The organism is Acidimicrobiales bacterium (assembly GCA_036273495.1).
In the GTDB taxonomy this organism is placed as follows: Bacteria; Actinomycetota; Acidimicrobiia; order Acidimicrobiales; family JAJPHE01; genus DASSEU01.
The window spans coordinates 1-26,959 of the sequence record DASUHN010000375.1; the positions used below are offsets into that span (position 1 = coordinate 1).

General features: G+C 73.2%; 22 protein-coding genes. 4 read left to right on the forward strand and 18 right to left on the reverse strand.

Annotated features, from left to right (window positions below):
* The 3 genes from VFW24_16205 to VFW24_16215 form a co-directional block, all read right to left on the reverse strand.
* A partial coding sequence (locus VFW24_16205; GenBank protein ID HEX5268311.1) for an alkaline phosphatase family protein occupies positions 1 to 1,391 on the reverse strand: 1,391 nt, incomplete at its 3' end.
* Between the two features lie 11 nt (positions 1,392 to 1,402).
* The gene (locus VFW24_16210) at positions 1,403 to 2,500 is read right to left on the reverse strand and encodes an alkaline phosphatase family protein (GenBank protein HEX5268312.1); all 1,098 of its coding nucleotides are present in this window, start codon (positions 2,498 to 2,500) and stop codon (positions 1,403 to 1,405) included.
* A gap of 112 nt (positions 2,501 to 2,612) precedes the next feature.
* Positions 2,613 to 3,632, reverse strand: coding sequence for a metalloregulator ArsR/SmtB family transcription factor (locus VFW24_16215; protein HEX5268313.1), 1,020 nt, complete (start codon positions 3,630 to 3,632; stop codon positions 2,613 to 2,615).
* 69 nt (positions 3,633 to 3,701) lie between these two features.
* Between VFW24_16215 and VFW24_16220 the strand changes: the two genes are divergently transcribed.
* The 3 genes from VFW24_16220 (at position 3,702) to VFW24_16230 (ending at position 6,444) form a co-directional block, all read left to right on the forward strand.
* Positions 3,702 to 3,899: a hypothetical protein gene (locus VFW24_16220; GenBank protein HEX5268314.1), complete on the forward strand. Its 198-nt coding sequence runs from the start codon at positions 3,702 to 3,704 to the stop codon at positions 3,897 to 3,899.
* 123 nt (positions 3,900 to 4,022) lie between these two features.
* Positions 4,023 to 5,930: a hypothetical protein gene (locus VFW24_16225; protein ID HEX5268315.1), complete on the forward strand. Its 1,908-nt coding sequence runs from the start codon at positions 4,023 to 4,025 to the stop codon at positions 5,928 to 5,930.
* 103 nt (positions 5,931 to 6,033) lie between these two features.
* Positions 6,034 to 6,444 (forward strand): response regulator, encoded by a 411-nt coding sequence (locus tag VFW24_16230; GenBank protein HEX5268316.1) that lies wholly within the window; start codon positions 6,034 to 6,036, stop codon positions 6,442 to 6,444.
* 40 nt (positions 6,445 to 6,484) lie between these two features.
* Here the strand turns inward: VFW24_16230 and VFW24_16235 are convergent, their stop codons facing one another.
* The 6 genes from VFW24_16235 to VFW24_16260 all read right to left on the reverse strand — a co-directional run bounded on the left by VFW24_16235 (position 6,485) and on the right by VFW24_16260 (position 15,739).
* Positions 6,485 to 7,747, reverse strand: a complete 1,263-nt coding sequence (locus tag VFW24_16235; protein ID HEX5268317.1) for a glycoside hydrolase family 43 protein — start codon at positions 7,745 to 7,747, stop codon at positions 6,485 to 6,487.
* 44 nt (positions 7,748 to 7,791) lie between these two features.
* Positions 7,792 to 11,283: a cell wall-binding repeat-containing protein gene (locus VFW24_16240; GenBank protein HEX5268318.1), complete on the reverse strand. Its 3,492-nt coding sequence runs from the start codon at positions 11,281 to 11,283 to the stop codon at positions 7,792 to 7,794.
* 191 nt (positions 11,284 to 11,474) lie between these two features.
* Positions 11,475 to 13,250 (reverse strand): S8 family peptidase, encoded by a 1,776-nt coding sequence (locus VFW24_16245; GenBank protein HEX5268319.1) that lies wholly within the window; start codon positions 13,248 to 13,250, stop codon positions 11,475 to 11,477.
* A 203-nt stretch (positions 13,251 to 13,453) separates the two neighbouring features.
* Complete coding sequence (locus VFW24_16250) at positions 13,454 to 14,167, reverse strand: hypothetical protein (GenBank protein ID HEX5268320.1); 714 nt, start codon at positions 14,165 to 14,167, stop codon at positions 13,454 to 13,456.
* Positions 14,158 to 15,078: a GGDEF domain-containing protein gene (locus VFW24_16255; protein ID HEX5268321.1), complete on the reverse strand. Its 921-nt coding sequence runs from the start codon at positions 15,076 to 15,078 to the stop codon at positions 14,158 to 14,160. Before VFW24_16255 ends, VFW24_16250 begins: the two co-directional genes overlap by 10 nt.
* 97 nt (positions 15,079 to 15,175) lie before the next feature.
* Positions 15,176 to 15,739 carry a hypothetical protein gene (locus VFW24_16260; GenBank protein ID HEX5268322.1) on the reverse strand — a complete coding sequence of 188 codons (564 nt, stop codon included), beginning with the start codon at positions 15,737 to 15,739 and terminating at the stop codon, positions 15,176 to 15,178.
* A 105-nt stretch (positions 15,740 to 15,844) separates the two neighbouring features.
* On the opposite strand from VFW24_16260, the gene VFW24_16265 reads away from it, so the two are divergent.
* Entirely contained in the window at positions 15,845 to 17,062 is a 1,218-nt protein-coding gene (locus VFW24_16265; GenBank protein ID HEX5268323.1) for an HD domain-containing phosphohydrolase, read from the forward strand.
* Here VFW24_16265 and VFW24_16270 read toward each other — a convergent pair.
* The 9 genes from VFW24_16270 to VFW24_16310 form a co-directional block, all read right to left on the reverse strand.
* Entirely contained in the window at positions 17,048 to 19,915 is a 2,868-nt protein-coding gene (locus VFW24_16270; protein ID HEX5268324.1) for a HEAT repeat domain-containing protein, read from the reverse strand. The two genes, VFW24_16265 and VFW24_16270, sit on opposite strands and share 15 nt — an antisense overlap.
* Before the next feature lie 117 nt (positions 19,916 to 20,032).
* Positions 20,033 to 21,469 (reverse strand): sensor histidine kinase, encoded by a 1,437-nt coding sequence (locus VFW24_16275; GenBank protein ID HEX5268325.1) that lies wholly within the window; start codon positions 21,467 to 21,469, stop codon positions 20,033 to 20,035.
* A 14-nt stretch (positions 21,470 to 21,483) separates the two neighbouring features.
* Entirely contained in the window at positions 21,484 to 22,197 is a 714-nt protein-coding gene (locus VFW24_16280; protein ID HEX5268326.1) for a response regulator transcription factor, read from the reverse strand.
* Between the two features lie 32 nt (positions 22,198 to 22,229).
* Positions 22,230 to 22,955, reverse strand: coding sequence for an HAD family hydrolase (locus tag VFW24_16285; GenBank protein ID HEX5268327.1), 726 nt, complete (start codon positions 22,953 to 22,955; stop codon positions 22,230 to 22,232).
* A 21-nt stretch (positions 22,956 to 22,976) separates the two neighbouring features.
* Positions 22,977 to 24,398: an NAD-dependent malic enzyme gene (locus tag VFW24_16290; protein ID HEX5268328.1), complete on the reverse strand. Its 1,422-nt coding sequence runs from the start codon at positions 24,396 to 24,398 to the stop codon at positions 22,977 to 22,979.
* A gap of 119 nt (positions 24,399 to 24,517) precedes the next feature.
* On the reverse strand, positions 24,518 to 24,685 hold the full coding sequence (locus tag VFW24_16295) for a BldC family transcriptional regulator (GenBank protein ID HEX5268329.1): 168 nt from the start codon (positions 24,683 to 24,685) through the stop codon (positions 24,518 to 24,520).
* 223 nt (positions 24,686 to 24,908) lie between these two features.
* Positions 24,909 to 25,475 (reverse strand): orotate phosphoribosyltransferase, encoded by a 567-nt coding sequence (pyrE, locus tag VFW24_16300; GenBank protein ID HEX5268330.1) that lies wholly within the window; start codon positions 25,473 to 25,475, stop codon positions 24,909 to 24,911.
* Complete coding sequence (gene purM / locus VFW24_16305; protein ID HEX5268331.1) at positions 25,472 to 26,488, reverse strand: phosphoribosylformylglycinamidine cyclo-ligase; 1,017 nt, start codon at positions 26,486 to 26,488, stop codon at positions 25,472 to 25,474. The genes pyrE and purM overlap by 4 nt, the downstream gene beginning before the upstream one ends.
* Positions 26,485 to 26,959 (reverse strand): hypothetical protein (locus VFW24_16310; GenBank protein HEX5268332.1); only part of this gene is annotated, 475 nt, incomplete at its 5' end. The genes VFW24_16310 and purM, both read right to left, overlap by 4 nt.

The window sequence follows — 26,959 nt, forward strand, 5'->3', positions numbered from 1 at the left end:
CCCGCCAGCAGTCCGGAGCGGCGCAGGGCGCCCCAGGTGTCGTCGGGGCCGGACGAGAGCGGGAAGGGGTTGTTGGGGCCGCACGGGTCCGGCGCCGGGGGCAGCGGGAACGGGATGTCCGCCGGCACCGAGGCGTCGGGATGCCCGAAGTCGAAGGCATCCAGCACGTTGCCGACCCCGCCGTTGGCGGCCGGCGTGGCATCACGCGCCGTCAGCGGCGCCAGCCCGAAGCGCCACTCGATGAGCTTGAGCACCGAGGTGTGGTCGAACGGCACCCGTTGGCGCTGGGGCGTCCCGTAGACCCGGGGGCTGGAGGGGTGGCCCTTGGTGAAGGGTGAGGCGATGATGCACGGCACCCGGAAGCCCAAAAGGGACTGGCCCTTGACCACGTCGGTGTCGACCTTGGCCGAGGCCGCCACCCGCGGCGGAGCCACGTGGTCGAAGAAGCCGCCCCACTCGTCGTAGTTGACGACCAGCACCGTGTTGGCCCAGTTGGGACCGGTGGTGAGCGCCTTGAAGATCTGGCCCAGGAAGGCGTCCCCCGCCCGGATGTCGCCGTGGGGATGGTCGTCCCCCGACGTGCCCCCGCCGGTGTCGTTGGGGGCGCCCGGGATGTCGGCCGGCGCCGTCTCGGTCTCGAAGCGGGGATCGACGAACGACACCGCCGGCAGCGTCCCGGCCGCGGCGTCGGCCAGGAACTGCGTGTAGTGGGCGGACGTCGACAGGTACTTCGTCCCCCAGAGCGCGAGGAACGGCAGGTCGCTGAAGTAGTAGCGGGCCGACACCCCCTTGGCGCTCAGGCGGTCCCAGATGGTCGGGGACAGCGACGTCATCGTGGTCCCCATGTTGTGCAGCCGGTCGGTGGTCGCGGCGTGCATGAAGAACCGGTTCGGATAGGTCTCGGCCAGGATCGAGCAGAAGTACCGGTCGAGGGTGGTGTAGTTGAGCGCCAGGCGGCTCATGAACGGCCGGTCCGCCGCCCCGTAGTACCCGAGGGCAAAGGTGTCGTCCCCGCTGCCGTTGTGCAGCCAGCCGTCCATGGCCCCGTGGTCGTACTGGGCCCGGCCCCCCTCGTAGGAGTGGTCGGGGTCGGGATGGGCGCAGCCGTTGTACTCCCCGCTCAGCGAGTAGGTGCCGTGGGTCCGGCCCTTGGCGTCGCGGAAGGTGAGCCCGGCCTGCCTGCCGTCGGCGCCGGGGAGCCAGCCGAGGAAGTGGTCGAAGGAGCGGTTCTCCATCATCACCACGACGATGTGCTCGATGCCGGACTTGTCGGGCGCCGGTGGCGGGACCACCAGTTGGCCGGCCCGGGCGGAGTAGCGCCATCCGCCGGTGGCGGCCAGGACCCCCGCCGCTCCGGCGCTGCCGAGGAACTGCCTCCTGCTGAGGTTCACCGACCGCCCCTTCACCCGAACAGCCCGGTCATCGGGGCCGTGGTCGGAGCGTCGGCCAGGTTGAGGTGCTCGCTGATCCCGAGGGCGTCCTCGACCGTCCGGAGGTACGACCAGTGGTCGTACGGGGTGTGGACGACGGTGTTCGGCGTGACTCCCGTGCCGACAGCCACCAGGCCGATGCGGCCTCCCAGGGCGGCGTCGGTGGTGGAGGCGCCTGCGCCCGGGGCCAGCACGCCGCAGCAGCCCTGGGTGTCGCTGACCCCGTTCTCGTCGAAGGTGATGAGGAGCAGGCTGTTCACACCAGGCGTGGTGAACGCCTTCGACTGCAGGATCTTCGGCACCTCGGTGGACAGCCAGTCGTCGGCCGACACCAGGCCGCCCTGCTGGGCCCCGGGCTGGCCGGCGTCCACACCCGTGCACGGGGAGTCGTGGCCGTCGTGACAGGTGTCGGGGGTGATGAACACGTAGTTCGGCGTGGTCGACACGTCCGCCAGGTCACTGGCCAGCTGGCTGTAGGGCACGACGTGGCTGTTGCACCGCGTCGTGTTCTCCACGACCGGTGGGTAGTACACGAAGGGGTCGTGGCGGGTGGCGTAACCGGTCTGGTAGGGGTCGGGCACCTGGGCGGTCGCGGGGTGCTGGCACGGCGTCGTCATCGAGTCCATGTACGCCTTCCAGGTGAGGCTCTGGCCCTCGACCTGGTCGGCGATGCTGCGGCCCCCGTCGGGCCACGCCTTCTCGGAGCCCTCGCACGCTCCCCAGCTCGCCTCGCAGTCACTGTTGAACAGGGGCGTGGCCGGCTGGCCGCTGGTCATGGCTATGTAGTTGTCGGCGCTCACGTGGCTGATGCCGTAGTACTCGTCGGCGAAGGCCCCCTGGCTGCGCAGGCTCCGCAGGTACGTCGGCGCGTCGGGCCCCGGTGTCTCCCAGGTGGCGGCGTAGTTCTCGTTCTCGAGCACGATCGTGAACACGTGGTCGTAGTGGGGGATCCCCTCCAGGGCGGGGGCGGCCTGTCCCACCGTCGGGCTCGCCAGGACCAGCCCCGCCGCGGCCATGGCCAGGATCGTTCGTCGTGCGCGGCGCATGGTTCCCTTACCGTCGTCGGGCATCGGCCCGGGGTTCCGGGCTCGAAGGGTTGTTCGACGGTGTGAACGGATTTCCTCTCGTCCCGGTGCTGGCCGGGCCCGACCTGACGCTGCGGTGTCGGTCAGGCGAACGGCGCTACCGGGTGGTGGTCGTCTCGGGGACGGCCAGCACCCCCTGGAGGTGCTCGACCAGGTCGACCAGGACGTCGGGCTGGAGCCGGAGCCGGCGCCGGTCGGGTCCCGTGCCGTTGGCGACGATGCCCGCGTCGCGGAGCACCTTCACGTGGTTGCTGACCGTGGGCTGGGCCAGGCCGAAGAGGCCGGCCAGCTCGGTCACGGTCCGCGATCCGGCCCGGAGGGCCTCGATCATGGCCAGACGGGTGGGATCCGAGACCGTGCGCAGCCGGCGGGCCAGCAGCTCGGTGCGGGCCCGGGCCTGGGCGCCGGAGCCGTCGGCCCGCACCCCGATGAGGGTGGTGCCCGGCAGGTCCACGAGGGAGCCGAGGTGGGCGAAGAACGCCGGCACGATGGCCACCTGCCCGTCGGGCCCGAGGGACGGGATGAGCTCGGAGACGATGAGGTCCTCGTCCGTGCAGGGCGCCATCTGCGCCACCTCCCGCCAGGCGGCACCCTTCTGCTGGAGGGCCCGGCGGTCGGCCACGGCCCCCGCCACCGCCGACCGGCCGTCCCGCTCCCAGTCCTCGGAGACCGCCGCCCAGACGTCGCCGACCAGCTCGACGTAGCGCGCCCGGACTTCGGTGGAGGAGCGCAGGGCCTCCAGCCGGCCCAGGGCCACCCGCCGGTCCCCGGGATCCTCGCCCCGGAGGGCCAGGTCGGACGGGGCGTCGCGGCACAGCTCGTCGAGGCGGCCGATCAGCTCCGAGGGCTCGAGGGAGAGGAGAAGGCCCCCGTGGTGGGCCAGGATCATCAGCTCCATCGAGCCCCCGCAGCTGTTGACGAGCTCGGGCCCCCAGAACGACCGGGCCCGGCGCACCAGGTCGGGCCGCTGTTCGTAGATGCGGGCCAGGACGGCGTGGTCGCGCTGGAACTCGGGTCGGGAGGCGGAGGAGAAGACCCAGTCGATCTCCACCGCCACCGAGCCGTGCACGACGACCGCGGGGCTGGGGTCTCCGGCCGGCTCGTAGTACATCGGCATAGCTACACAACTATATCGCGAAAATCAGTTGGCCCATCGCTTCGTGCATTCTAAGATCCCGATATGGCTATGAACCCATGGATAGCCGCCGACCTGCTGGACGAGCGGGTGCGGGACCTCCGGGCTACCGCCGGGCGGGCCGCCCGCTCCGGGCGCCGGACCACACGGGGCACCGGGGCCCGCTCCCCCCACGGCCGGCGCCGCCGGCCTTCTCTGGCCCACCGGGCCCTGCGCGCCCTTACCGGCCAGCGCCTGCGCCCGGCCTGACCCGGCTTGCCGCTCCCGGTCCGACCCGGTCCCGGGCCGCCCACGCAGATCTGCCCGAAAGGACCTGGTCGGGCGGCGGGCTCGTCGGTACCGTGCCGGTGGGGAGCGTCAGGTAGGAGGCCGGTGAGCTTCGTCGATGGCTCCGCGACGGAGCGGATCAGCAAGGACACCGCCACCGGGGGCACGGCGGGGCCGGCCAGCCAGAGCGCCATCGTGGGCGCCGGCTCCACCGCCGGCAACAGCGCCGTGGCGGCCGTCCTGGCCGACCTGAAGGACCCGGCCAAGCACGAGGCGGCGGCCATCGCCGACCCCGACGGTTACGTGCGCCAGGTGGCCCACTCGAGCTGGGACGACGTCCGGGCCAACTACAAGAAGGGCCTCCTGCAGTTCAACCCGGCCGGCAACGACAAGAAGAAGGGAAACGTGCTGGCCGGCGCCAAGGCCATGAACCACCTCCTCTGGTTCCGCCTGAGCGAGACGCTGCAGAAGGAGGTGCCCAACAGCGTCATGAACCAGGTGAAGCCCGAGGTGGAGGCCGAGCAGCGCCGCCGCCAGGCTGACCGGGAGGCCCGCCTCAAAGGGGCCAACGCGCCACCGTTGCGACCCCTGGACTGGAACTACGGAGCGGGGAGCGGTACCGCCACGTCGGACATCGACTCCAACCTGCAGGGTGACGCCACCGAGTTTGCCGTGCGCCGGTTCAACGCCGTGTTCCGGGGCCGCTGGGGGGGCAAGGAGTCGGGGCGGGTGTTCGACGTCAACGTCTACGCCCGGGACTACCTGCCCGAGTCCGGAGGCGGATCGCTCTTCGGGGCCAAGCAGAGCGCCGATTCCAGGAGCGAGAAGCCGGGGGCGCTCGCCCCGGGGGCGGCGTGGGCGGAGCGGGGTGTCGTGTTCGAGACGGCGTCGCTGGAGCGGGGCAAGGCCCCCTTCGAGCAGGCCATGTCCAGCCAGGAGGTCTTCTCACTGATGAAGACCAGGCGGGACATGAGCTTCTTCGACTGGACCCGCTACAAGCGCGAGCAGCTCGCCGGGCTGAAGGGGTCCGCTCACGACAAGAAGGCCGAGGCCGTCCGCAAGGCCGAGGAGCTCTACGAGCAGCGCGAGCACGAGCTGGCGGCGCGCATCGCGCTGCTGGAGAAGGAGGCGGCCGAGTTGGCCGGCCAGGGGCCGAAGACGACCCTGCCGGGTGGCGCGTCACCCGGTGGCGGGGGCGGCCACGGCTCGGACCGCCGGCTGGAGGCGGAGAACCGGCTCTACGAGGAGAAGCTGGACCGGGTGACCAAGCTGCGCGAGGACCTGGTCGTGGCCAAGGCGCGAATGGCGGCAGGGACGGGCACGCAGTCCGAGGTCGAGGGGCTGTCGGCGCAGCTCACCGAGGCCCTGCAGGTGTCGTCGATGTACGCCAACGAGGCCTACGTGACGCGCGCCACCGTGCTCCACGTCGTCGGCAACCAGCAGATCCTCGGCGCGGCCAGCTCGGCGTCGGCGGCAACGGTCGAGATTGCCCTCGAGGCCGAGGACTACCTCGCATCAGCCAACGAGCAGGTCGGGTTCATCTTCGACGACTTTGCCCGTGAGGGTGGCGACGTGATGAAGGGGCTGTTGAAGGCGGGGAAGTACATCATGCGGCTCGGCCACGCCGCCACCAAGGTCGAGGACGCGGTGGCGCAGAAGGAGAAGGAGAAGACCGGCAAGCCGGCGGCCCGCCCGGTGCTCACCGGCACGCCCAGCGCCCGCCAGGTGTGGACCTACGGGGAGGCGCTGATGAAGGCCAAGGACCTGGAGCCGGCGCTCCAGCTCGATGCCGTCCGGGACGCCAGGGGCGAGGGTTGGACGCTGGCCCCCCAGCGCGTCGACAAGCGGGGTCTCGAGGGGGCGCCCCGGCTGGCGGAGGTCAAGACGCAGATCACCAACTTCCTGACCCGGGTTCAGGCGCTGGCCGAGCGTCTGAACGCCGCGCAGCCCCGCTCCCCCGGCCCCGCCAGGAAGGCGCCGGCACGCTCGTGGCCGCCTCCCAATAGCTCCTGAAAGCCGTCTACAGGTCGGCCGGTAGACTGCCGACTAGTCCCGGTACGGGGCGCTACTGGGAGTGTCCGGCTGCCTGAGGCAGACGGCGCGGTGAGAGGTGGGCATGGCCGGAGGGCAAACGTTCCGGGACAACGGAAGGCCCTACCGTGGAACCCCGCTCGCTCTCATCGTCGACGACGACGAGGACATGCGTGAGTTCCTCACCATGACCGTGAAGCTGGAGGGCTTCGCGACCCATGCCGTGAGCTCGGGCGCCGACGCCATCGAGTACCTGGCCGACGATCCCGCCGACCTGCTGATCACCGACCAGCTGATGCCCGGCCTCACCGGCATGGAGGTCGCCACCACGCTCCGGGGCCAGGGCTACGCCAGCCCCATCGTGCTGTTCAGCGCCTACATGGACAGCAAGCTGGCCCAGGCCTGCGAGCACCTCGACGTGCGTCCCCTGTCGAAGATCGACATCGAGGCGCTGCGCCGGGTCGTGCGGACCCTCGCGCGCGATCTGCAGGGCTGAGCGACGCTGGCGCGCCCGGCGGGCGCCGCCCCGTCAATCTCTAGGGCTCGCTGATCACCAGGGCGTCCCCGGATACCGAGACGGTGCCGAGGTGGAGGCTGCGCTCCCCACCCGGGTAACCGACGTGCGGTTTTGCCCACGCGTGGAACACGACGCGCGTGTGTCCCAGGGCGTCGACGAAGACCGCCGGGCTGCCGGGGCCGGCTTCGTTGCCGTGGGTGGCCAGGGCGGGGCCGGGGCGGGGCTTCACGCACGGTCCGGTGACCGTGCGACAGACCGCGTAGCCGACCCCGTACGCCGCCGTGTTCCAGCTGTTTCCGGAGTACAGGAGGTAGTAGCGGCTGCCGGCGCGGAACATGGCCGGGGCCTCGACCACGCCGCCCTCCCAGCTCTGGTCGGGGGTGAGCAGGGCCACCGGTTGGCCCACTAGGAACTTCCAGTCCCCGCCCACCGCCTGGGCCCAGATGTGCGGTGGCGTTCCGGACGCCGTGCCCTGGCTCTTCCACATCAGCCACTGGGCGCCGTTGGCGTCGACGAAGGGGTCGGGGTCGATCGATCCACCGAGGCCCAGCTGGCACTCGAACGGGTTGGCCGAGGTGTCGACGAACGGGCCCTCGGGCAGCAGGCTCACGGCGCGCGAGATGCACTGGTCACCGGTCCGGTTGTCGCGCGTGCTGTAGAAGAGGACGTACCCGGAGGCGGTGGCCACGACCGACGGCGCCCAGACGCTGGCCCCGCCCGACCACGCCGGCAGGTTGGCCAGCGCGTTCCCGGCCGACTCCCAGCGCACGAGGTCGACCGACCGGATGACCGGCACGGCGGTGGCGCCTACCTCGGTCGAGTAGGCGTAGTACACGGCCCCGACGCGCAGCACGGCCGGGTCGGGGAAGTCCCCCGCCGTGACCGCTCCCGGCGGCGGCGCCGGGGGCGGGGCGGGAGCGGAGCGGTTGGCCTCGGGCCTGGGGGCGGGGTACGAGGGCGCCGGCGTCGATGTGGCCGGCGCCGTCGGGGTGGGGCGGCTCGCGGCCGGGGGAGGCGGCGCCGCCACGGGGTGGGGGGCCGGGAGGACCGTCACGGCCGTGTCCGGCACCGCGGCGGGAGGCGAGGCCACCTCGGTCGTCACCCCGGTCGAGCTGCCCGCGTCCGGGTCGGGGCCCGTCGGTCGGTGACGGCCGCCGGGAGGAGTCGCCCCCGGCACGACCACCAGCGCCACCAACGCCACGACCAGACCGGCCACCACGGCGGCGGCCAGGACCCGGCCGGGTCGCGTCCGCAACGCCTCCCCGATCCGAGCGCGCGTCACGCTCCTCAGATACGACATTCCCCAGTCTGGCCCCTCGGTCCGCGTCAGCCGATGAGGGCCAGGGCCTGCTGGACGACGGGGTCGGGGAGCGCCGCTTGCCCCCCGTAGATCTCGAGGCGGCCGATGGTGTGGGCCGAGCCGGTCAGGTACGAGCTCGTGGCCGCCGACAGGGCGCCGGGGTCGGTCAACAGGAGGGGCACGCCGAGGGCGGCCAGGCGCGGCCCGGCGGCCAGGGCGTCCGGGAACGCCACTCCGGTGGCCAGCCCGATCGTGACCGGGGACGAGAAGAACTGCCGGGCCACCGCCACCGCGGTGGCGTACCGGTCGGCGCCGACCAGGGCCGTGGCGGCGGTGTCGGCGGCGGCCGCCGGTCCGCCCACCGCGAAGACCTGGAGCCCGGGGTGGGCGGAGAGATAGGAGCCCGTGGCGGCGGGCATGGACGACCCGTGGGTGAGCAGGACCACCCGCCCGCCCCCACCGGTCGCGGCGGCGGCAGCCAGGGCGTCGGGGAAGTTGTCCCCCGTCGTGAGCAGCACACCGGAGGGGGAACCCACGGCGGCGGCCACCGCCACCGCCGTGGAGTACCGGTCGGGCCCCGACAACCGCGTCACCTCGTAGCCGAGAGCGCCCACCTGGGATGCGACCTGGTCGGACAGCGCCGCCTTGCCGCCGAGGAGGTAGACGGTGCCGCCCGCCGGGAGGACGCGACGCAACTCGGCGGCAGGCCCGGCATCGAGACCGCCCGGGGAGGTGAGCAGCACCGGTGCGTTGCGGGAGCCGGCCAGCGCCGCCCCCGCCAGGGCGTCGGGATAGGTGTCGTCCCGGGCCAGAACCACACCGCCGGCACCTCCCGCCGGGAAGCTGGCCTGGGAGACCGCCACCGCCGTCGCCTCCCGGTCGGCGCCGGCCAGCCGCACCGACAGCGGGTTGCTGAAGGTCCATGTCGAGGCGTGCGAGCTCAGCACGGTGACGGTTATGACCCCACCGTTCTCGGAGGACGAGACGAGGCAGGGATCCGGGACCGCCGGGGCGGTGCCGGGGGCGCTGGACTGGGAGCACGCCGCCACCGGCGTCCCGTCCCGGAGGACGCCGACGTCACCGGGCCCGGTGCCGGACGGGAACGCCCCCGCCGCCAGCTGGAAGGTGATGGTCAGCGGCTGGGAGGCGCTGGCCGGAGGCGCGGTGATCGACATGCCGAATCCCTCGACGTGCGCGCCCGGGACCGTGCCCGTGGCCGGTCCCGGCATGAAGCTGACCGTCCCGGCGTTGGGCGAGACGACCGACACCACGACGGGATCGGCGGCGCCGGGGCCCGTTCCGGGCGGCGCCGACGTGGCGGTGCCCCCCGCCGCCACGGTGACGGCGCGGATGAAGCCGACCGCGGCGCTGGCGGTGAGGTTCACGCGGTCGGTCGTGTCCGCCGCCGTGTAGGTGGCGGTCTCGGCGGTGGCGTCGGTGACCTGGAACTGCGCCTGCCCGCTGCTGTCGGTCACCGCCCCCGCGGCCGGGCCGATCGAGGAATGGCCTGATCCCTGCGCCAGCGTGACGGTCTTGCCGGTCACCGGGGTGCCGAAGGGATCGAGCAGCGTGACGGTGACGGTGACGGCGGTGGTACCGTCGGCCGGCGCCGAGGAGGACCCGGCGGTGACGGTCGACGTGGCCGGGTCGACGGTGCCGGGTCCGGCGCACGTCGCGCCGGGCACCCCGAAGGCCTCGGCCAGGCTGCAGCCCACGGGCGTGCCGAGTCCGGTGGCCATGTCGAATCCGGCGGTGGCCGGGTACTTGCCGGCGTTGGTGCCGGTGAAGTCGTTGTTACCGCTCACCACGTCGTTGAGCTGCAGCGTCCCACCCGCGCTCTTCTGGTACAGCGCCGGGTTCACGAAGCCGACCGGCGTCCCCTTGCCCTGGTTGACGATCGACAGGAGGGCCGCCCACAGCGGAGGTCCGGCGCTGGCGCCACCGTCGACCCCCCACTGGCCCGAGAAGTAGACGACGTAGCCGTGGAGGGGATCGGCGGATGCCGAGACGTCGGGCACCTCGCGGCAGAGGCCGTTGGGGTTGTGGCAGGGCGCGCCGCTGCTCATGGCGCTCGGCAGCCCCGTCACGCCCGAGGCGCTCTGCCACGACGGCATCGGCCAGAAGGTCGAGATGCCCCCGCCGCTGGAGCCGAAGCGGGGGTCGTTCCACACCGTCTCGCTCGGCGGCGCCCCGATGGCGGTGAGGTCGGTGCCTCCGACGCTGGTGACGTAGGGCTGGCTGCCGGGGTCGTCGACCGAGAGGACTCCGGTCGACGTCCCGGATCCGTTGACGCAGTCCTCGGAGCCGTCGTCCCCCGACGCCGCGAGCACGGTCTGGCCCTGGGTCGCCGCCTGCTGGAACAGCGAGGACTCGGCCGACAGGGCCGAGGGGTCCGACTCCGGCTCGCATATCCCCCAGCTGGTGCTGATCACCTGGGCCGTGTCGTCGTCGATGATGCGCGAGTAGTTGTCGAGAGCGGTGGCCGGGCCGTTGGGGGCCTCGTACACCTTGATGGCCACGCCGGGGCTGAGGCCGATGACGTTCTCGATGTCGAGGGCCGCCTCTCCCGAGCCGGTCCCCGTGCCGGCGCCGCCGTCGACGATCACGTTGCTCACCGCCGTCGACGTGCCGTAGCACGCCTGGAAGGTGGTGATGTCGGTACCCGAGTAGGGCTCGAGCTCGTAGATGGCCACGGTCTGGCCGGCCCCGGCGGAACCCGCCGTCTGCGCGTACAGGGGACCGAAGCCGTACGCCGTAGCCAGCTGGTCGGCGGTGTAGGCCGAGAACGACTGGGCCGTGCTCGTGGCGGCCGCGCAGGGTACGGGCCCGGAGGTGACGTGGGGGCTCGACGTCGACCCGGTGCCCGACGATGCGCCCGTGGCGTGCGCCACCAGCTGCGGCCGGGCGGTGGCGACGTCGTCGAGGCCGACCACCGTCTGTACGGCGCGCGCCATGGTCCCGGTCACCGTTACGTTGCTTGTGTTGGCGAACACGATCCGGCCGTCACCGAGGCGGACGCGCGCAAGGGTGGTCCCGAAGGCGCGCTCGGCGCGCCCGGCAGCGGCGCGCACGGGGAGGATCAGGCCGTCACTTGTCAGCGGTCCCGGGGTCAGGCCGGCGGCACGCAGCCACGACCGCACCGCCGTCACCGTGGCGGACGTCGGCCCGAAGCGCGCCGAGAACTGGCCCGGCGCCAGGTAGCGGCCGTACTGCGGGCTGCCCGGCGTCGAGACGGCGGCCACGAACTGGGCGAGCGCGGCCGGGTCGCGGGGCTGCAGCACCACGCGCAGGTCGAGCGCCGTCGACGGCGTCAGCGGACCGAGAGGCGTGGCGCCCCGCAGGCGGCCCAGCGCGGCCGGTGCGACCACCAACGGCCGGGCGGCGGACGGAACCTGCCCGGGGGCTGACTGCATCGGTGAGGCGGCCGCCACCGCGCTCCACGCCAGCACGGTCGCCGCGCAGAGCGCCGCTACCGCTCCGCACCGGGCGGGAGGAGGACGGGGCCGGAATCTGCGCATCGCGGGTCGTTCGCACCCATCCGCCGGAAAGGGACATCGGGCTGTGAGCAAGCTAATGGCTCATCGGCACCGATACTGCGCGATGAAGCCCGAGCCGGCTGGCAGTCCGGCTCGGGCTTCTTCTTCGGGCCCACCGGATGACAGGGCCCGAGGTCCTCGTTGACGTCAGGTCCGGTCAGCCGGTCTGGGCGTCAGTTCCAGCTCGATCCGTTCCAGCTCGATCCGTTCCAGGAGCTGCCGTTCCAGCTGCTCCCGTTCCACGACGACCCGTTCCACGAGGACCCGTTCCACGACGACCCGTTCCAGCTGGAGCCGTTCCAGGAGCTGCCGTTCCACGACGAGCCGTCCCAGACCATGGAGTTCCAGCTCGAGCCGTTCCAGGAGGAGCCGTTCCAGGAGCTGCCATTCCAGCTGCTCCCGTTCCACGAGGACCCGTTCCACGACGACCCGTTCCACGACGACCCGTTCCAGCTGGAGCCGTTCCAGGAGCTGCCGTTCCAGGAGCTGCCGTTCCACGACGAGCCGGTCCAGTTGGCGGCGTTCCAGGACGAGCCGTTCCAGGAGGAGCCCAGGTCGATCACCGAGCCCGGGTGGTTCGACTCGGCCTGGCGGGCGGCGGTCTGGTCGTAGCGCAGAGCCGGGCCCTGGGCGGCGTAGAAGGCGTTGAGCACCCCGTGGCCGTCGACGAAGGGATCCTGGGCCGGGCCCGGCACGGCGTTGCCGACCAGGCGCCCCTTCACCCCGTTGGGGTTGGCGTCGGGATGGGCCGAGAGCACGAGGGCGGCGGCCCCGGAGGTGATGGCCGCCGAGAACGACGTCCCCGACCCCACGAAGTTGGCATTGCCGACGAGCGCCTGGGGGTTGGCCGTGTAGATGGTCGAGCCGGGGTCGGCGACACTGACCACCGAGCGGCCCGGGGCCACCAGGTCGGGCTTGAACCACCCGTCGTACTGCGTCGGGCCGACCGAGGAGAACGAGCACATGGCCCAGTTGGCCGGCTTCGGGCTGTTGTTGTCGGCGTAGGCCCCGACGGTGATGGCCAGGGGGTCGTCGCCCGGGGACATGATCGTGCCGTTGAAGGGCCCGGCGTTGCCCGCCGAGACCACCACGACGATCCCCGCCTTCCACGCCGCCTCCACCGCCCGGTCCATCGGCTCGGTGTTGGTCGGACCGGTGGGCAGGGCACCGAAGGAAAGGTTGAGGACGCCGATGTTGTAGGTGGACTGGTTCTGGACGGCCCAGCTGATCCCGGAGATGATCGTGGAGGCGGTGGTGACGCCCGAGGCGCCCGCCGCCTTGATCGAGACCAGGTCGGCGCCGGGGGCCTCACCCGTGTACTGCCCGCCCGAGGAGGCCCCGCTGCCCGCCACCAGGCCGGCCACGAAGGTGCCGTGGCCGTACTCGTCGGTGAACGGGGAGTTGCCCCCGGTGAGGTCCACGCCCCCGACGACGTTGGACAGGTCGGCCAGCGAGGAGTTGATGCCGGTGTCGAGGACGGCCACGGTCACGCCCTGGCCCTGGTTGGCCCGGTTGGCCAGCTTGTCGGCGCCGGTGTCGGCAACGAAGTTGCCCGACGGGGTCGAGGGGCTGGTCGGGCCCGGGCAGCCCAGGTTGTTCGAATAGGCGGCGCCCTGGACGGTCACCGCCTGGTCGGGGGTGACGATGGCGCCCGCGCCCTGCAGCACCGAGATCCAGTGCTGGTTGAGGCTGACCGCGGCCCCGTTGATGATTCCCAGGGCCTTCCTGGCCTGCCCCGGGGGCAGGAGGGCCAGCAGGCTGGCAACGTCGACCCCGTCGGGGGCCTCGACGATGACCGACTGGGAGGGCCCCGAGGTGCCGGGGTCGGCGAAGGCCCCCAGCGCCGGCGTCAGGGCAACGGCGGAGAGGCCGCCGGCCAGTGACGCCGCGAGGAAGCGCGCCCTGCGCCCCCACGACACGCCGCGCCCGGGTGCCCGGGTCGGTTGCACTGCGCCCTGTTCTTCCATGATCTCTCCGAGTGATGGGCCACCGTTGCCGTGGCGTTGTCTTTCACCACTCAGAGTGGGCGTCTGACCGCGAAATGTCTAGGGCGGTCCGCCAAATGGCGCCGGGAGGGGGCGGGGCGCGTGGTCATTTCGCGCTATCCCGGGGACCGGAGGTCCGAGCGGGGGGGGCTGTAGGACCGAGGAAGTCAGCCGGCGAGGGCCGGAAAGACCGGTTCTTCCGCTTCTTCCTCGTCACGCCCGTCGGGCCCGTCGGGTTCGAACGCCCGCTCGAGGTGGCGGTTCAGGGCGTGCAGCAGGGCCCGCACGGTGGCCTGGTGCTCGTCCTCGGCTGCCACCACCCCCAGGCGGATGCTGCCGTCCTCGGAGGTGAGGCGGACCAGCACCGGGCCCGAGCCGGCCGGATCCAGGTTGGTGATGGCCGACACCTCGAAGGGCACGTCGGCTCCGAGGGCCCGGAGGGCCTCCATGGTGGCCCGGGCCACGCCGGTCAGGCGCCGGTCGGCGCTGCGCCCCACGGCCTGGCGGCCTCCGTGGGCCACGTGCACCTCCACCGGGGACTCCTCGGGGCCCGCGTACACCCCGAGCAGCCGCACCCGCTCCCCGAGCCGGCTCCCCTCGCCGGCAGCAGGCGGGGAGATCTCGAGGACCTCGACCTCGAGATCTCCCTCGAAGTAGGGCCGGGCGGCCGCCAGGGCGGCTTCCACCACTCCCGACGTCGAGCCGACGACGGCGACCGAGATGGCGAGCGGCTCTCCGTCGGACGGGTACTCCACCCGCGCCGAGACCACCCCGACGATCCGGCGCAGCTCGAGCTCGATCCCGAGCACGTCGACCTCGTTGGCGGCGTCGTCCCCTTCCGCATCGTCGTCGGGGTCGGGGCCGCCGATGTCTAGGCGCACTCGCGGACCTTGCGCTTGTCCTCGTAGAGCCGGGCGTCGGCCAGCCGGTAGAGGCCGCTGGCGTCGGTCGACTCCTCCGGCGCGGTGGCCACACCGACCGAGAAGCCGGCCCCCCGTCCCAGGGTGGCGCTCACCGCTTCCGACAGGCGATCGCGCAGCCGCACCGCCGCTTCGCGCATCGAGCTGACCAGCAGCAGCCCGAACTCGTCGCCACCGAGGCGCGCCGCGTAGTCCCCGGCGCGCAGTGACCGCCGCAGCTCCGATCCCGCCGCCTGCAGCAGGCGGTCCCCCTCCCAGTGGCCGGCGGTGTCGTTGAGGTGCTTGAGGCCGTCGACGTCGAGCAGCACGAGCGAGAACTGCGTCCCGTAGCGGGTCGCGTTCGACAGCAGCGCCGCCAGCGCGTCGTCGAACGACCGGCGGTTGAGGAGTCCGGTCAGCGCGTCGTGGGCGGCGTCGTGGCGCGCCAGCTCCATCGACAGCGCGACGTGACACAGCGCGGCGATGGCACGGGCGTCGGGCTCCGACAGCACCTCGGGGTGCACGTACAGGCCCGGGCCCGCCCACCAGTCGACGCTGCCCGGGTCGGAGAGGGCCCGGCCCCGCGCCCGGAAGACCTGCCGTCCGAGGCCGGGGTGGTTGCTCACGAGTACGGCGTCGCTCAGCGCCAGCCGGGCGAGGAGATGGTCCAGGCACCAGTACACGTACGCCAGCCCGGACCGGGCGTGCTCCAGTTCCTGGATGAGCGGGAGGATGTCGAGCCGGCGGCGCGACCCCCCGACCGCGCCGGGCCGGCCGTTGCCGGCGCTCCCCGGGCCCCACTCACCCGGCCCGCGGCCGTTGGTGAGGAGCTCGTCGTCCTCGCGCTCGCGGTTGAGCCACGGGAGCGGAAGGGGTATCGGCCCACGCTTCACCTTCGGTTCTTGGACACCCGGTGCGCGATTACCTGCATCGGGCCAGCGAAGGGATACGGCGGACACTCGGGAGCCTCGATTGTTCGTTTTGGGGGGATTAACTACCTACAACGGTACCGCTGTCCGCAAGGAGCGCGACAGCGCGTTTGCAGAGATCGTCGAGCTCCTCGGCCGTGGCCCGGTAGGCCTCGGCGGGCAGCCCGATGGGATCGGCGACGTCGTCCTCGCCCGAGCCGCCGAGCAGGTCGGCGGGGCGGCGCCCGAAGCCCAGTCGGGCCAGGTAGGTGGACAGCTCCTCGGCCGGGAGGCGGGGACCGGCGGCTTCCCCCCGGCGGACCAGCTCCTTCAGGGTGAACGTCCGCTGAAACGCGTCCGGCGCGGTCACGACGACCTCCCGCAGGTGCTCGCGCGCCATTGCCAGGATCAGGTCGGCCCCTTCCACCGTCCTGCGGTCGAGGCGGCGGCTGCGGTGCCCGCTCAGGTCGAGCCCCCGCCCCGCCATGGTCTCGATGGCCTCCGCAGTGGCCGGAATGTCCGGTTCGAGCAGTCCGCACGACGAGGTCTCGGCCCGGATGCCGCCCTCGCGCAGGCGCTCGCGCAGGAGCAGCTCGGCCATCGGGGACCGACACTGGTTGGCGGTGCAGACGAGCAGCACGTGCACAGGGGTGACACTACGGGGCCGAAGGTCGCATTCCGGCCGCATGCAGGAGGTATCCGGTTGGCAGCGCCGAATCCCCGTTCTGACGACCGCACCACCGGAGCCCCGATGTCCCGCACAACCGATCCCGACTTCGTAGCGTGCCACTCCCCGTGGGAGATGACCCAGGGCGCGGCCGTGTGGCTGGCCCGGCGCTGCGCCGCCGACGTGGCCGCCATCTACCTCTCCGACGGCGAGACGGGCCAGGTCCGCCGCGGCCTCCACACCCCGGGCGAAGGTGCGCTTCTCCCCCTCACCTCCCTCCTCCCCCACCGACTGTGGTGGAAGGGCCCGCCCGCATGGACGTCGGCGGGCGGGCCGAGCATGAGGATCGTGCCGTTCACTCTCGGATCGGACAGCGGCGTGGCGGTCGTGGGCCCCTTCGGCCTGTACCGGCCCCGTGCCGACCTGGCCGCCACCATCGACGGGGAGGTCCGGCGGTTGGCCGCCGCGCTGGCGGCCGGGCTGGAGCGCTTCCCGTCGGCCCGGGCCGGCCAGACCGATCTCCTGGAGGCGGTGGCCTTCCAGTACGGGGCCAGCCTCGACGGGTCGCCGGAGCCGCTCCTGTCCTCGCTGCGCGAGGTCCTCCAGGCCGAGCGGGTCACCTGGGAGGGCGATGTCCTGGTCGTCGAGGGCGCCCGGCTCTCGGTGCCCGGCGCCGTGGCCGCCGCCGAGTGGTGGGTTCCGCTGGCCGTCGCCGCCCGGGACCGCTGGGCCGACGGCGTGGGCACCGTGCTGTCGGGCCTGGCCGACCTCCTGGACGCCCGCCACCCCTCCACCCGGGGGCGTTCGCTCGCCACCTCCGAGCTCGCCATCCGCATGGCCGCCCGCCTCCGGCTCGGCGGCGACCGCCTGGGCGAGGTCGAGGAGGCGGCATCTCTCTACCGGGTCGGCACCGCCCTCCTGGACTCCTATCCCGACGCCCCGGCCGGATCCCGGGAGCACCCCCGCCTCCCGGCGGTCAGCGCCGGCCTCCTGGCCGGAGCGGCCCGGCCCTCCGAGGTCGTCGACGCCGTGCGGGGCCTCTCGGAGCGCTGGGACGGCGCCGGCCCCGAGGGCCTGGTCGGCATCTCCATCCCCGCCCCGTCCCGGATCATCGCGGTGGCGGCGGCATGGCTGGAGCTGGTGGCCCCGTGGCAGGCCGGGCCGGACGGGCGGGCCCACCTGGCCACCGAGCTGGTGGAGCGCCGGGCGGCGCGGACCCTCGTGGCCCGGGCCGGCGCCGACCTCGATCCCCGGGCCGTGGGTGCCCTGCTCGAGGAGACCGACGCGTCAGCGGCTCTCTAGGTCTCCGTTGGCGACGGCGGTCTCCGACAGGTCGACGTCGGGCTCCGGGCGCTCCGCTCCGGAAGGCGCGTCGTTGGGCTGAACCTCGGTGAGCCGGCGCAGGGCCTCCTCCGCCGCCCTCACCACCTCCATGTCGGGGTCCCCGACCAGCACCCGGCGCAGGGCCACGACCGCCGCCGGGTCGCCGAGGGTCCCGAGCAGCCGGGCGGCCTCGCCCCGGATGTCGGCCTCGGGATCCTCGAGACAGATCGTCACCGCCGCCGCGCTCCGCGGCTGGTGGGCCAGAGCGAGCCCCCGCAGCGCCACCCGCCGGCGCTCGGGATCGGGGCTGGTCAGCGAGGCCAGCAGCACGTCGACGGCGGCGGGGGCCGACAGCACCCGGGCCATGGCCGCCCGGGTCTCGACGTCGGCTTCCGTCGACACCTGGGCGATCAGCTCGGCCGTGCGCTCGGGGGCGTGGCCGAGCAGCTCGGCCGCCACCGTGCGCAGATTGGGCGCCCCCAGCGCCGACACGAGCATGCGGGCGGACGGCGTGAGACAGCGGGCCAGGAGGTGCTCGCGTGCCGGCACCCGCACCTCGGCGGCGGGATCGCGCGCCGCCTCGAGGAGGTAGTTGAGCGCCCGGTCGTCACCGGCCACGGCCAGGGCCTCCACCGTCAGCCGCCGCACCTCGACGTCGGGATCGTGGATGCGCGGCCCCACCGCCTCGACCGACACCAGCTCGGGATGGGTGCTGAGGGACTCGAGAGCGGTACGCCGGACCTGGCGGGCGGGATCACCGAGCGCCCGCTCCAGGCGGTCCCCGACCGAATCGGCGCCGAGGGCCACGAGCACGCGCAGGCCCAGGGCGCGGTCGGCGGGGTCCGGGCTCTGCACGGCGTTGCGCGCCAGGCGCCGGGTCAGGCCCCGGTCGGCGGCTATGAGCTTGTCGACGAGGAGGTCCACCGTGCGGCGCTCGAGCATGCGGAGGACGGGCCAGATCATCACCAGCACCTCGGGACCCGGGAACCGTTCGAGGGCCCCGGCCGCGGCGGTGACGATCGCGGGATCGGGATCGGCCAGCAGGCCGACGAGCACGGTGCTGCCGTCGTCGTCGGCGGGGACCAGGTCGACCCCGGCCAGCCTCACCTCCCGGCTCGGATGAGCGAGGGCGGCCTCGGCGGCCTGGAGGCGGGCGGCGGGCGGCGCGCTCAGCAGCGCCCGGGCGGCCGCCAGGACCACCGGCACCGACGTGTCGGACCGGACCACGTTGTCGAGGACGAGGGCGGGCGCCGCGCTCAGCGGCGTGTCGAGGACCCCGATGGCGGCCAGGCGCACCTCGGTCAGCGGATCGGACAGCACCCGGGCCAGCAGGGCGCCGTCGAGGGCACCGGTCTCGGCCGCCATCCGGATGCCTGCGATGCGCACGGCGGCCTCGGCGCTCCCCAACCGCTCCTCGAGCCCGGACGGGACGGTCCCCGCTCCCCCGGCCGTAGCCGGCGGGAGAGGCACCTCGGCACCCGGCGGTGGGACGTCGGGCTGAAGGGCGGCCGGCGGGAACGAGACCACGGGCGGGCCGGCGTCGGTCGGGGGGGCGGCCACCGGAGACAGGTCCGGCGCGCTCGCCCGGGTCGCGCCCGGCCGGCTCCGCTCCGCCGGGGCGGAGGGGCGCGAGCCCGGGTCCGGTTGCGCCTGGGCCGACGGGGCCCGGCCGGCGGCCTCGATCAGGCGGGCCGCTCCCGACGCCACCTCGGGGCGCGGGTCCGACGAGTACGCCTCCACCCGGGGCAGCCCGAGGGCCTGCGCCGCCCGCCCCAGCTCGGCCGCCACCGGCTCGAGGGTCTCCTGCTCGACGAGGCCGAAGGCGCGCACGACCGCGGCCAGGCTGGCCTGGTCCAGGTCGGAGCCGGTCCGCCCCACCAGGTCGATCAGGCCCGCCACCGCCGCCCGGCGCAGCGGCTCCTCGAAGTCGGCCGAGGTGTGCGACGCCAGCAGCGAGGCATGGGCGGCGTGGCCGGCCCGGCCCAGCAGCCGGAGGGCGCGGGCCCGCACGCCGGGATCGGGATCGACGGCCGCCGCCTCGAGCGCCGCCGACGGCGCCAGGCGCGGATTGTCCTCGAGGGCGTGCAACGCCAGCTGGCGCACCTCCCGGTCGGGGTCGGTCACCGCCATTCCCGCCCGGGCCGCCCGCTCGGCGGTGGCGGGCTCGGCCAGCAGCGCCCGCGCCGCTCGCCGGCGCTCGTCGACCGAGTCGCTGGTGAGAGAGGGCTCGGTGCGGGGCGCGTCTCCGGTGTCATCGGCCCGGGTCGCGTCTCCGCCGGCATCGGCGCCGGCCGCGTCCGGTACCTCGTCGGCTTCGGCCGCGGCCTCGACCGGCGCGGCGGCACCTGCAGGCGCCTCGGTGGTGCCGGCGGACTCACCCGCCGGGTCGGACCCGTCGGCCGGCTCCTCCTCCTGGTCGGCGGCACGCGCCGCGAGGGCGTCGAGGAAGATCTGGCGGAGGTGCTCGGTCGGGACCCCCTTCAACACGGCCCGGCCGCGGGAGGCGGCCAGCTCGTGGGGGAAGTCGACGATGCTCACCACCGCCGGCGCCCCGAGCGGCTCGACCAGTGTGGGCAGATTTGCCAGGTCCGGGTCGCCACCGGCGGGATCGGCCACGATCAGATCGGGGTTGGCCGTGCGGGCCAGGGACAGGGCCTCGTTGGCGTCGGCCGCCTCGCCGACGACGTCCCACTCCCACGTCTCGAACAGCTGCCTCAGAACGGCGCGCGTGGTGGGCCGATGATCGACAACCACCACCCGAACTGACACGTCACCTCCGGACACTCCGCCGCCCTGTGTCGCCACGGTACGGAACACGAGCACTCTCCGCATCCGGCGGAAGATGTCTAGCGCGCGCCGTCGTCGGTCGGCCGAGGACGGGGCCGAAGGTCGTAGTACCCGCCCTGGCCGGGCTAGTTATTTCAAACTGTGAGTCGTCCGGCGGGCGATTCAGAGCGGGAGACGGACCGCCACCTCGGCGCCGTCCCCGGGGCGGGAGACCACGTCGAGCGTGCCCCCCGCGCTACGGATGCGGTCGCGCAGGAGGCGGAGTCCCATGCGGCGGCCGGAGCCGTTGGGCTCGGGTGCGGCGTCGACGAAGCCGTGCCCGTCGTCGCCCACCTCGATGATCAGGCGGTCCGGCGCGAAGCGGACCCGCACCGCCGCCGATTCCGCTCCCGCGTGCTTGCGCACGTTGGTGAGCCCTTCCTGCACCACGGCGTAGGCCAACATGCTCGTCTCCGGCGGTAGCTGGCGGGCCTCACCCTCGACGTCGACGGTGACCCTGATCCCCCACTGGGCGGTGTAGTCGCGACACCAGTCACGCAGGCTCGGCACCAGATCGCCCATGGCCGAGGGGCGCGGCGCCAGCTCGTAGATGGACGCCCGCAGCTCCTCGAGGGCGGCCGCGGTCGCGGCGCGCGCCGCGTCCAACGTTTCGCGCAGCCGCACCGGGTCCTCGGCCGCCAGCTCCAGGAGCTGCAGCTGGATCAGCACGTTGCTGACCTGCTGGGTCACGCCGTCGTGCACCAGCCCCGCGATGCGCACCCGCTCCGCCAGCAGGCTCTGCTGGCGCCCCTCGGGGGAGAGACGCGCCCGCTCGGCGTCGAAGGCGAGGAGATCGGCGCACACCTCGACGGCGTCCAGGTCGGCGGGGGGCGGGCTCAGGGCCACGACCAGCTGGCCCCGGCGGGCCGGTACGAGCCGCCAGGGGGAGACCGGAGGCCGGGCCGTGAGCCCGTCCAGCTCGGCCAGGGCGTCGGGATCGTCGGGAGACGGGGGCCACGGGATCGACGGCAGGGACGCGTGGCCGCAGTCCGCTCCCCCCCAGCAGGCCTCGGACCCGTCGGGCCCCGGCCACAGCAGCACGACCAGGTCGACCTGGGCGGCGCGGGCCAGGCTGGTGGCGCCGGCCGGGCTGACCAGCGCCTGGGCGGGCAGCGTGGCCAGCTCCGCCACCCACGCCGCTACGACCTCGGGGCCGGAGCGGCGCCGAATCGTGGGCAGGGCGGACACGAGGGCGGCCCCGGACCCCCCCAGCGAGCGCGGCTGGGGGTTCTCGGCTATCAGCAGCGTTCCCGGCTCGGGTCCGTCCACCACCATCACGGCGCGCACGCCGGCGGCGCGCAGGCGGCGGCCGGCATCACCCAGCAGGGACGTGTCGACCACGCCCGTCGTCAGCTCCGGCGCCCCGAGCACGCGGCGGTAGAGCTGGTCGCGAGGCTCGAGGCGGCCCGCCGACAGGGACCAGTCGGGGACCACGGGGCGGGCCAGGATCACCCTCTCGGCGCCGAGGCGCCGGGCGGCGGCGTCCCAGGCCGGGAGATCGGACGGGTCCGCGCCGGCGGGGAGATCGGGAGCGTCGAGTGCCACCACGGGCTCAGCCACCCCTAAAGGGTGCCTCAGCTGGCGGCGCGTCGAGCGGACGGGCTGACCAGACCTTCCCGGATGGACTTGGAGACGGCCTCGGTGCGGTTGGTCACCTCGAGCTTGCGGAAAATGCTGCCGAGGTGGCTCTTCACCGTCTTCACGCTGACGTAGAGGTTGGCGGCGATCTCGGTGTTGCGCGCTCCGGCCACCAGCTCGGAGAGCACCTCGAGCTCGCGGTCGGACAGGTCGAGGTTCCCACCGGTGACTCCCCGCTGGGTACGCGACCACAGTCGCTGCGCCACCAGAGGAGAGAGGTAGGTGCCGCGTCCGGACATCGCGATGTCGACGGCCTCGCGCAGCTGGTCGAAGGTCGAGTCCTTGAGCACGTAGCCGTTGGCCCCGTTCTCCAGGGCACCGGACACGTAGTCCTCGGTGTCGTAGGTCGACAGCACAATCACCGGCAGCGCCGGGCGGGCGGCCTTGCAGCGGCGCAGGAAGGTGATCCCGTCCCCACCGGGCATCCGGGCGTCCACCAGCACCAGGTCGACAGAGGCGGACTGGAGCACGGCCAGGCCCTCCTCGGTCCCGCCGGCCTCGAGGACCCGGTGGCCGAGGGCGGTCTCGATCAGTGTGCGGAGGCCGTGGCGGATGACGTTGTGGTCGTCGATCAGCAGGATGCTGAGCGCGGCCTGGTCGACGGAGTGGTCCTCCTGTGGCCCGGCCGCGTCAGGACCAGGGCTAGTCATCCCCGCGTTCATCACTAGCTCTCATCGTCCTGTTAGGGGCCAACCTTGAGCAGGTCGGGGAGGCGCCGGTGGTCGTCGGTGACCAGGTGGCCCTCGGGCTCCGGGAGGTTGTCGTCGTCGAAGACGCCCGTGTACCGGACCGAGGTCATGCCCATGGCCCGGGCCCCCGCGATGTCGGTCCGCCTCAGGTCCCCCACGTGGGCGGCGTCGGCCGGGTCGATCCCACCCAGGCCGGCCAGGGCGTGGCGGAAGATCACCGGGTCGGGCTTGTACACACCGACCTCGTCGCTGAACGACCAGTGGGCGAAGTAGCCGAGAAGGCCGCGGTCCTCCAGGTGCCGGCGCAGCGTCACCGACGGGGTGATGCCGACGTCGCAGATGATCCCGATGCGCACGCCTGCATCCCTGAGGGCGGCCAGGCACTCCTCGATGCCCTCGGTGCTGTGCAGCTCGGTGGCGTGGGCTCCCAGGGCGAACGCCTCGACCAGGTCCCGGCGCACATCGGCGGGGACCCGGAAGCCGAGGTCCTCCACGATCTCCTCGGCCGCCCGGGCCGCCCGCACCTGCTGGTTGGCGGTCCAGCGCTCCGTGAAGCGGCGCCAGGACTCCTCGAACACGGCGTGGAGCCGCTCCCGCTCGACCTTGAACCCGACTCCCTCGAGGATGCCCAGCCAGGCGTCGATGCGCCGGTTGCGCGCCGCCCCGGCCTGCTCGTACATGAGGGTGTTCCAGTAATCGAAGGTGACCGCCCGGATCACGGCCCCGTCACCACAACCGGCTCACGTGCGGCGGATGACCCCTTCGGCCCGGGCGACGGCGGCCACCGCCGTGGCCACGGCCGGCGCCACCCGCTTGTCGAACACGTCCGGGACCACGTAGCTGGGGGAGAGCCGCTCGGGGTCGACCACCGCTGCGATGGCGTCCGCCGCCGCCAGCTTCATCCCCTCGGTGATGTCGGTGGCGCCGGCGTCGAGCGCCCCCCGGAAGATCCCCGGGAAGCACAGGACGTTGTTGATCTGGTTGGGGTAGTCCGACCGGCCCGTGGCCATCACCCCGGCGATGCCGTCGGCGTCTTCGGGGCGCACCTCGGGGTCGGGATTGGCGAGGGCAAACACAATCGGCTCCCGCCCCATCCCCCTCAGGTCCTCGCCCGTCACCAGGCCCGGCCCGCTGACGCCGATCAGCACGTCGGCGCCCTGCAGGGCCTCCGACAGCGTTCCCGCCCGCCGTTCGGTGTTGGTGTGGGTGGCCAGCCACTCCTTGGAGACGTCCAGCGGGCCCCGGCCCTCGTAGATGGTCCCCTTGCGGTCGACGGCCACGATGTCCGAGACGCCGGCGTTGAGCAGGATGCGGGCGATGGCGACCCCCGCCGCCCCCGCCCCGGCAATCACGACCGAGATGTCGGACATCTTGCGGTCGACGACGGTCAGGGCGTTGCGCAGCGCCGCCAGCACCACCACGGCCGTGCCGTGCTGGTCGTCGTGGAACACCGGGATGTCCAGGGCCTCCTTCAGGCGCTCCTCCACCTCGAAGCACCGGGGAGCCGCCACGTCCTCCAGGTTGATGCCCCCGAACACGGGCGCCAGCCGGATCACGCTCTCGACCAGCTCGTCGGCGGAGTGGATGTCCAGGCACACGGGGAAGGCGTCGATCCCGGCGAACTCCCGGAACAGCTGGGCCTTCCCCTCCATGACCGGGAGGGCCGCGAGGGGCCCGATGTCCCCCAGGCCGAGGACGGCGGTGCCGTCGGTGACCACCGCCACCGAGTTGGACTTGATGGTGAAGCGGTGGGCCAGCTCGGGGTCCTTGGCCACGGCCGTGCAGACCCGGGCCACCCCGGGGGTGTACGCCATCGACAGGTCGTCGCGGGTCGACAGCGGGAGCTTGGAGCGGACCGTGATCTTGCCGCCCTCGTGCAGGGCAAAGGTGCGGTCCCACACCTCGTGCACCACCGCCCCGGGGACCGCCTCCACGGCAGTCCGGATGGCAGCGGCGTGGTCCTCGCTGGCGGCCAGGACCGTCACCTCCCGGACCATGCGACCGGCCACCATCTCGACGATCTCGACCCCGGCGATGTTCCCCCCCGCCTCACCTATGGCGGTGGTGACCCTCCCCAGCCACCCGGGCCGGTTCTCCGACTCCACCCGCAGGCAGATGGAGTAGGCCGAACTGGGCGTTCTCGGGGTAGTCGGGGGACCCATCCCCCGACGCTACCCGAGTGTCAACATTTGAGGCCTATTCCGGCCCTACTGCACTGAGCCCGGTGGGCTCGGAACTGCACTGAGCCCGGTGGGCTCGGAACTGCCCTGAGCCCGGGGGCTCAGACCTCCTCGGTTTCCATCTGCTCGAGGCAGCGGGAGATCTCCGAGGCGCGGAAGCGGCGGTGGCCGCCTAGCGTGCGGATGGCGGTGATCTTGCCGGCGCGGGCCCAGCGGGTAACGGTCTTGGGGTTCACCCGGAACATGGCCGCCACCTCTGCCGGGGTCAACAGGGCATCCTTGGGGTTCTGCTCTGCCATTTGTCGGTTTTTGCTTTCTGTCTGGCGGCCCGGCAGCCGTGCCCACGTCGGGCGGGTACCGAAGTCCGATTCCTGCCTTGAAGGTACGGTCGGTCCCGATTGAATTCGATAGCTACTTCGCGTCAATTTGTGTCAATGCAGGGGCTAGTCAATTTGGTGCTTTTCGACCCCTGACGCACCGCTCAGGTGGTTATCAGGACCCGTAGGCGAAGCCGAGGTCGGGAGCCCCCAGCAGGGCGGCGAACGCCACTCCGGCCTCGGAGCACATGGCCGCGCAGGTGCCGCCCCGGTCGACCACGGCCACCACCAGGACGGGCTCGGCCCCGAAGGCGCGCACGACCTCGACCGCCTCCATGGGGCTGGTCCCCCGGGTCACGGCGTCCTCGGTGATCACGACCCGGTCCCCCGGCTCGAGGGCGCCGGCGATCCGCCCGCCCGCCCCGTGGTCCTTGGTCTCCTTGCGGACGCTGAACGCCTTGATCGGCCTCCCCCTGGCCGCCAGCACGCCGGCGGTGCAGAAGGCCACCGGGTCGGCGCCCATCGTCAGGCCCCCGATGGCGGTGGCCCCGGTGGGAATGACCTCGGCCATGGCGTCGGCGACCAGCAGCATCCCCTCGGGCCGGCAGCAGGTCTGCTTGACGTCGAGGAACCAGTTGCTCTTCCGCCCCGACTTGAGGGTGAACTCCCCGGTCATCACGGCGTGCTCGAGGAGGTGGTCGCGGAGGGCGGCCCGCGTCGGGCTCAACGTCTCGGTGCTCACAGCGCCAGCCCCTCGATCCGCACTTCCCCCGACCCGGCCACGACCTCCCCCACCACGGCGGCGGGACAGCCCGCCCCTTCCAGCACCTCCACGACCCGCTCCTCGCTCCCCGGCGCCACCGCCAGCACCATGCCCAGGCCCAGGTTGAAGACCCGGGTCATCTCCCCGACGTCCACTCGGCCGGCGCGCCGGATGCGCCCGAACACCTCCGGCACCTCCCACGTCCGCCCGTCGAGCACGGCGTCGGCGTCGTCCGGGAGGGCCCGGGGCACGTTGCCCACGAGCCCGCCCCCGGTGATGTGGGCGGCGGCGTGCAGACCCGGGCCCAGCGCCTGCTTCACCGCCAGCACCGCCGGGGCGTAGACGACCGACGGCTCGAGCAGGACGTCGGTGGCGGCGGGCTCGTCTCCCAGCACCTGGCGGGCCAGCGAGTACCCGTTGCACCGCAGGCCCGGGCTGGCCAGGCCCACCAGCTTGTTGCCGGGGCGCACCCGGTCGCGGCCCAGCATCTCGGACCGCTCCACCACCCCGACGGCGAAGCCGGACAGGTCGAACTCCCCCGGGGCCGTAGTGCCCGGGTGCTCGGCCATCTCCCCGCCGAGCAGGGCGCAGCCCGCCCGCCGGCACCCCTCCGCCACCCCCTCGACGATCTCCGCCGCCGTCTCCGGGTCGAGCTTGCCGACCGCCAGGTAGTCGAGGAGGAACAGCGGCTCGGCGCCCTGGCACACGATGTCGTCCACGCACATGGCCACCAGGTCGATGCCGATGGTGCCGTAGCGGTGGGCCGCCGCCGCCACCATGGCCTTGGTCCCGACCCCGTCGGTCGACGAGACCAGGACCGGCTGGTCGTAGTCCGCGGCCCGCAGGGCGAACATCCCCCCGAAGCCCCCGATGTCCCCCACCACCTCGGGCCGGTAGGTGGAGCGCACCGCGTCCCGGATCAGCGCTACCGCCTTGTCCCCCGCCTCGATGTCGACGCCGGCGCCGGCGTAGGTGGCGCGGCCTTCGATCACGGGCGGGTCAGCGCGTCCTCGGCACCGAGTGCGGGCGCAGCGGTCGGCACACCCTCGACGTCGGTCGCCGCGACCGCGCGGGAGATTCCCTCGAGCATGTGCTTGCCGAGCAGCTCCGGCGCTGGCAGGTCGATCGGGTAGCGCCCGTCGAAGCACGCCCGGCACAGCCGGTCGGCCTCCAGCGTCGTCGCGGCGGTGAGCTCTTCGAGGGAGATGTAGCCGAGGGAGTCGGCGCCGATCGACGCGCAGATCTCGTCGATGCTCAGGCCGTTGGCGATCAGCTCGGCGAGCGAGGCGAAGTCGATGCCGTAGAAGCAGGGCCACTTCACCGGCGGGGAGGAGATCCGGATGTGTACCTCAAGTGCGCCGGCCTCACGCAGCATCCGCACGAGCGCGCGCTGCGTGTTACCGCGCACGATCGAGTCGTCTACTACGACGAGCCGTTTGCCCTCGATCACTTCGCGCAGCGGG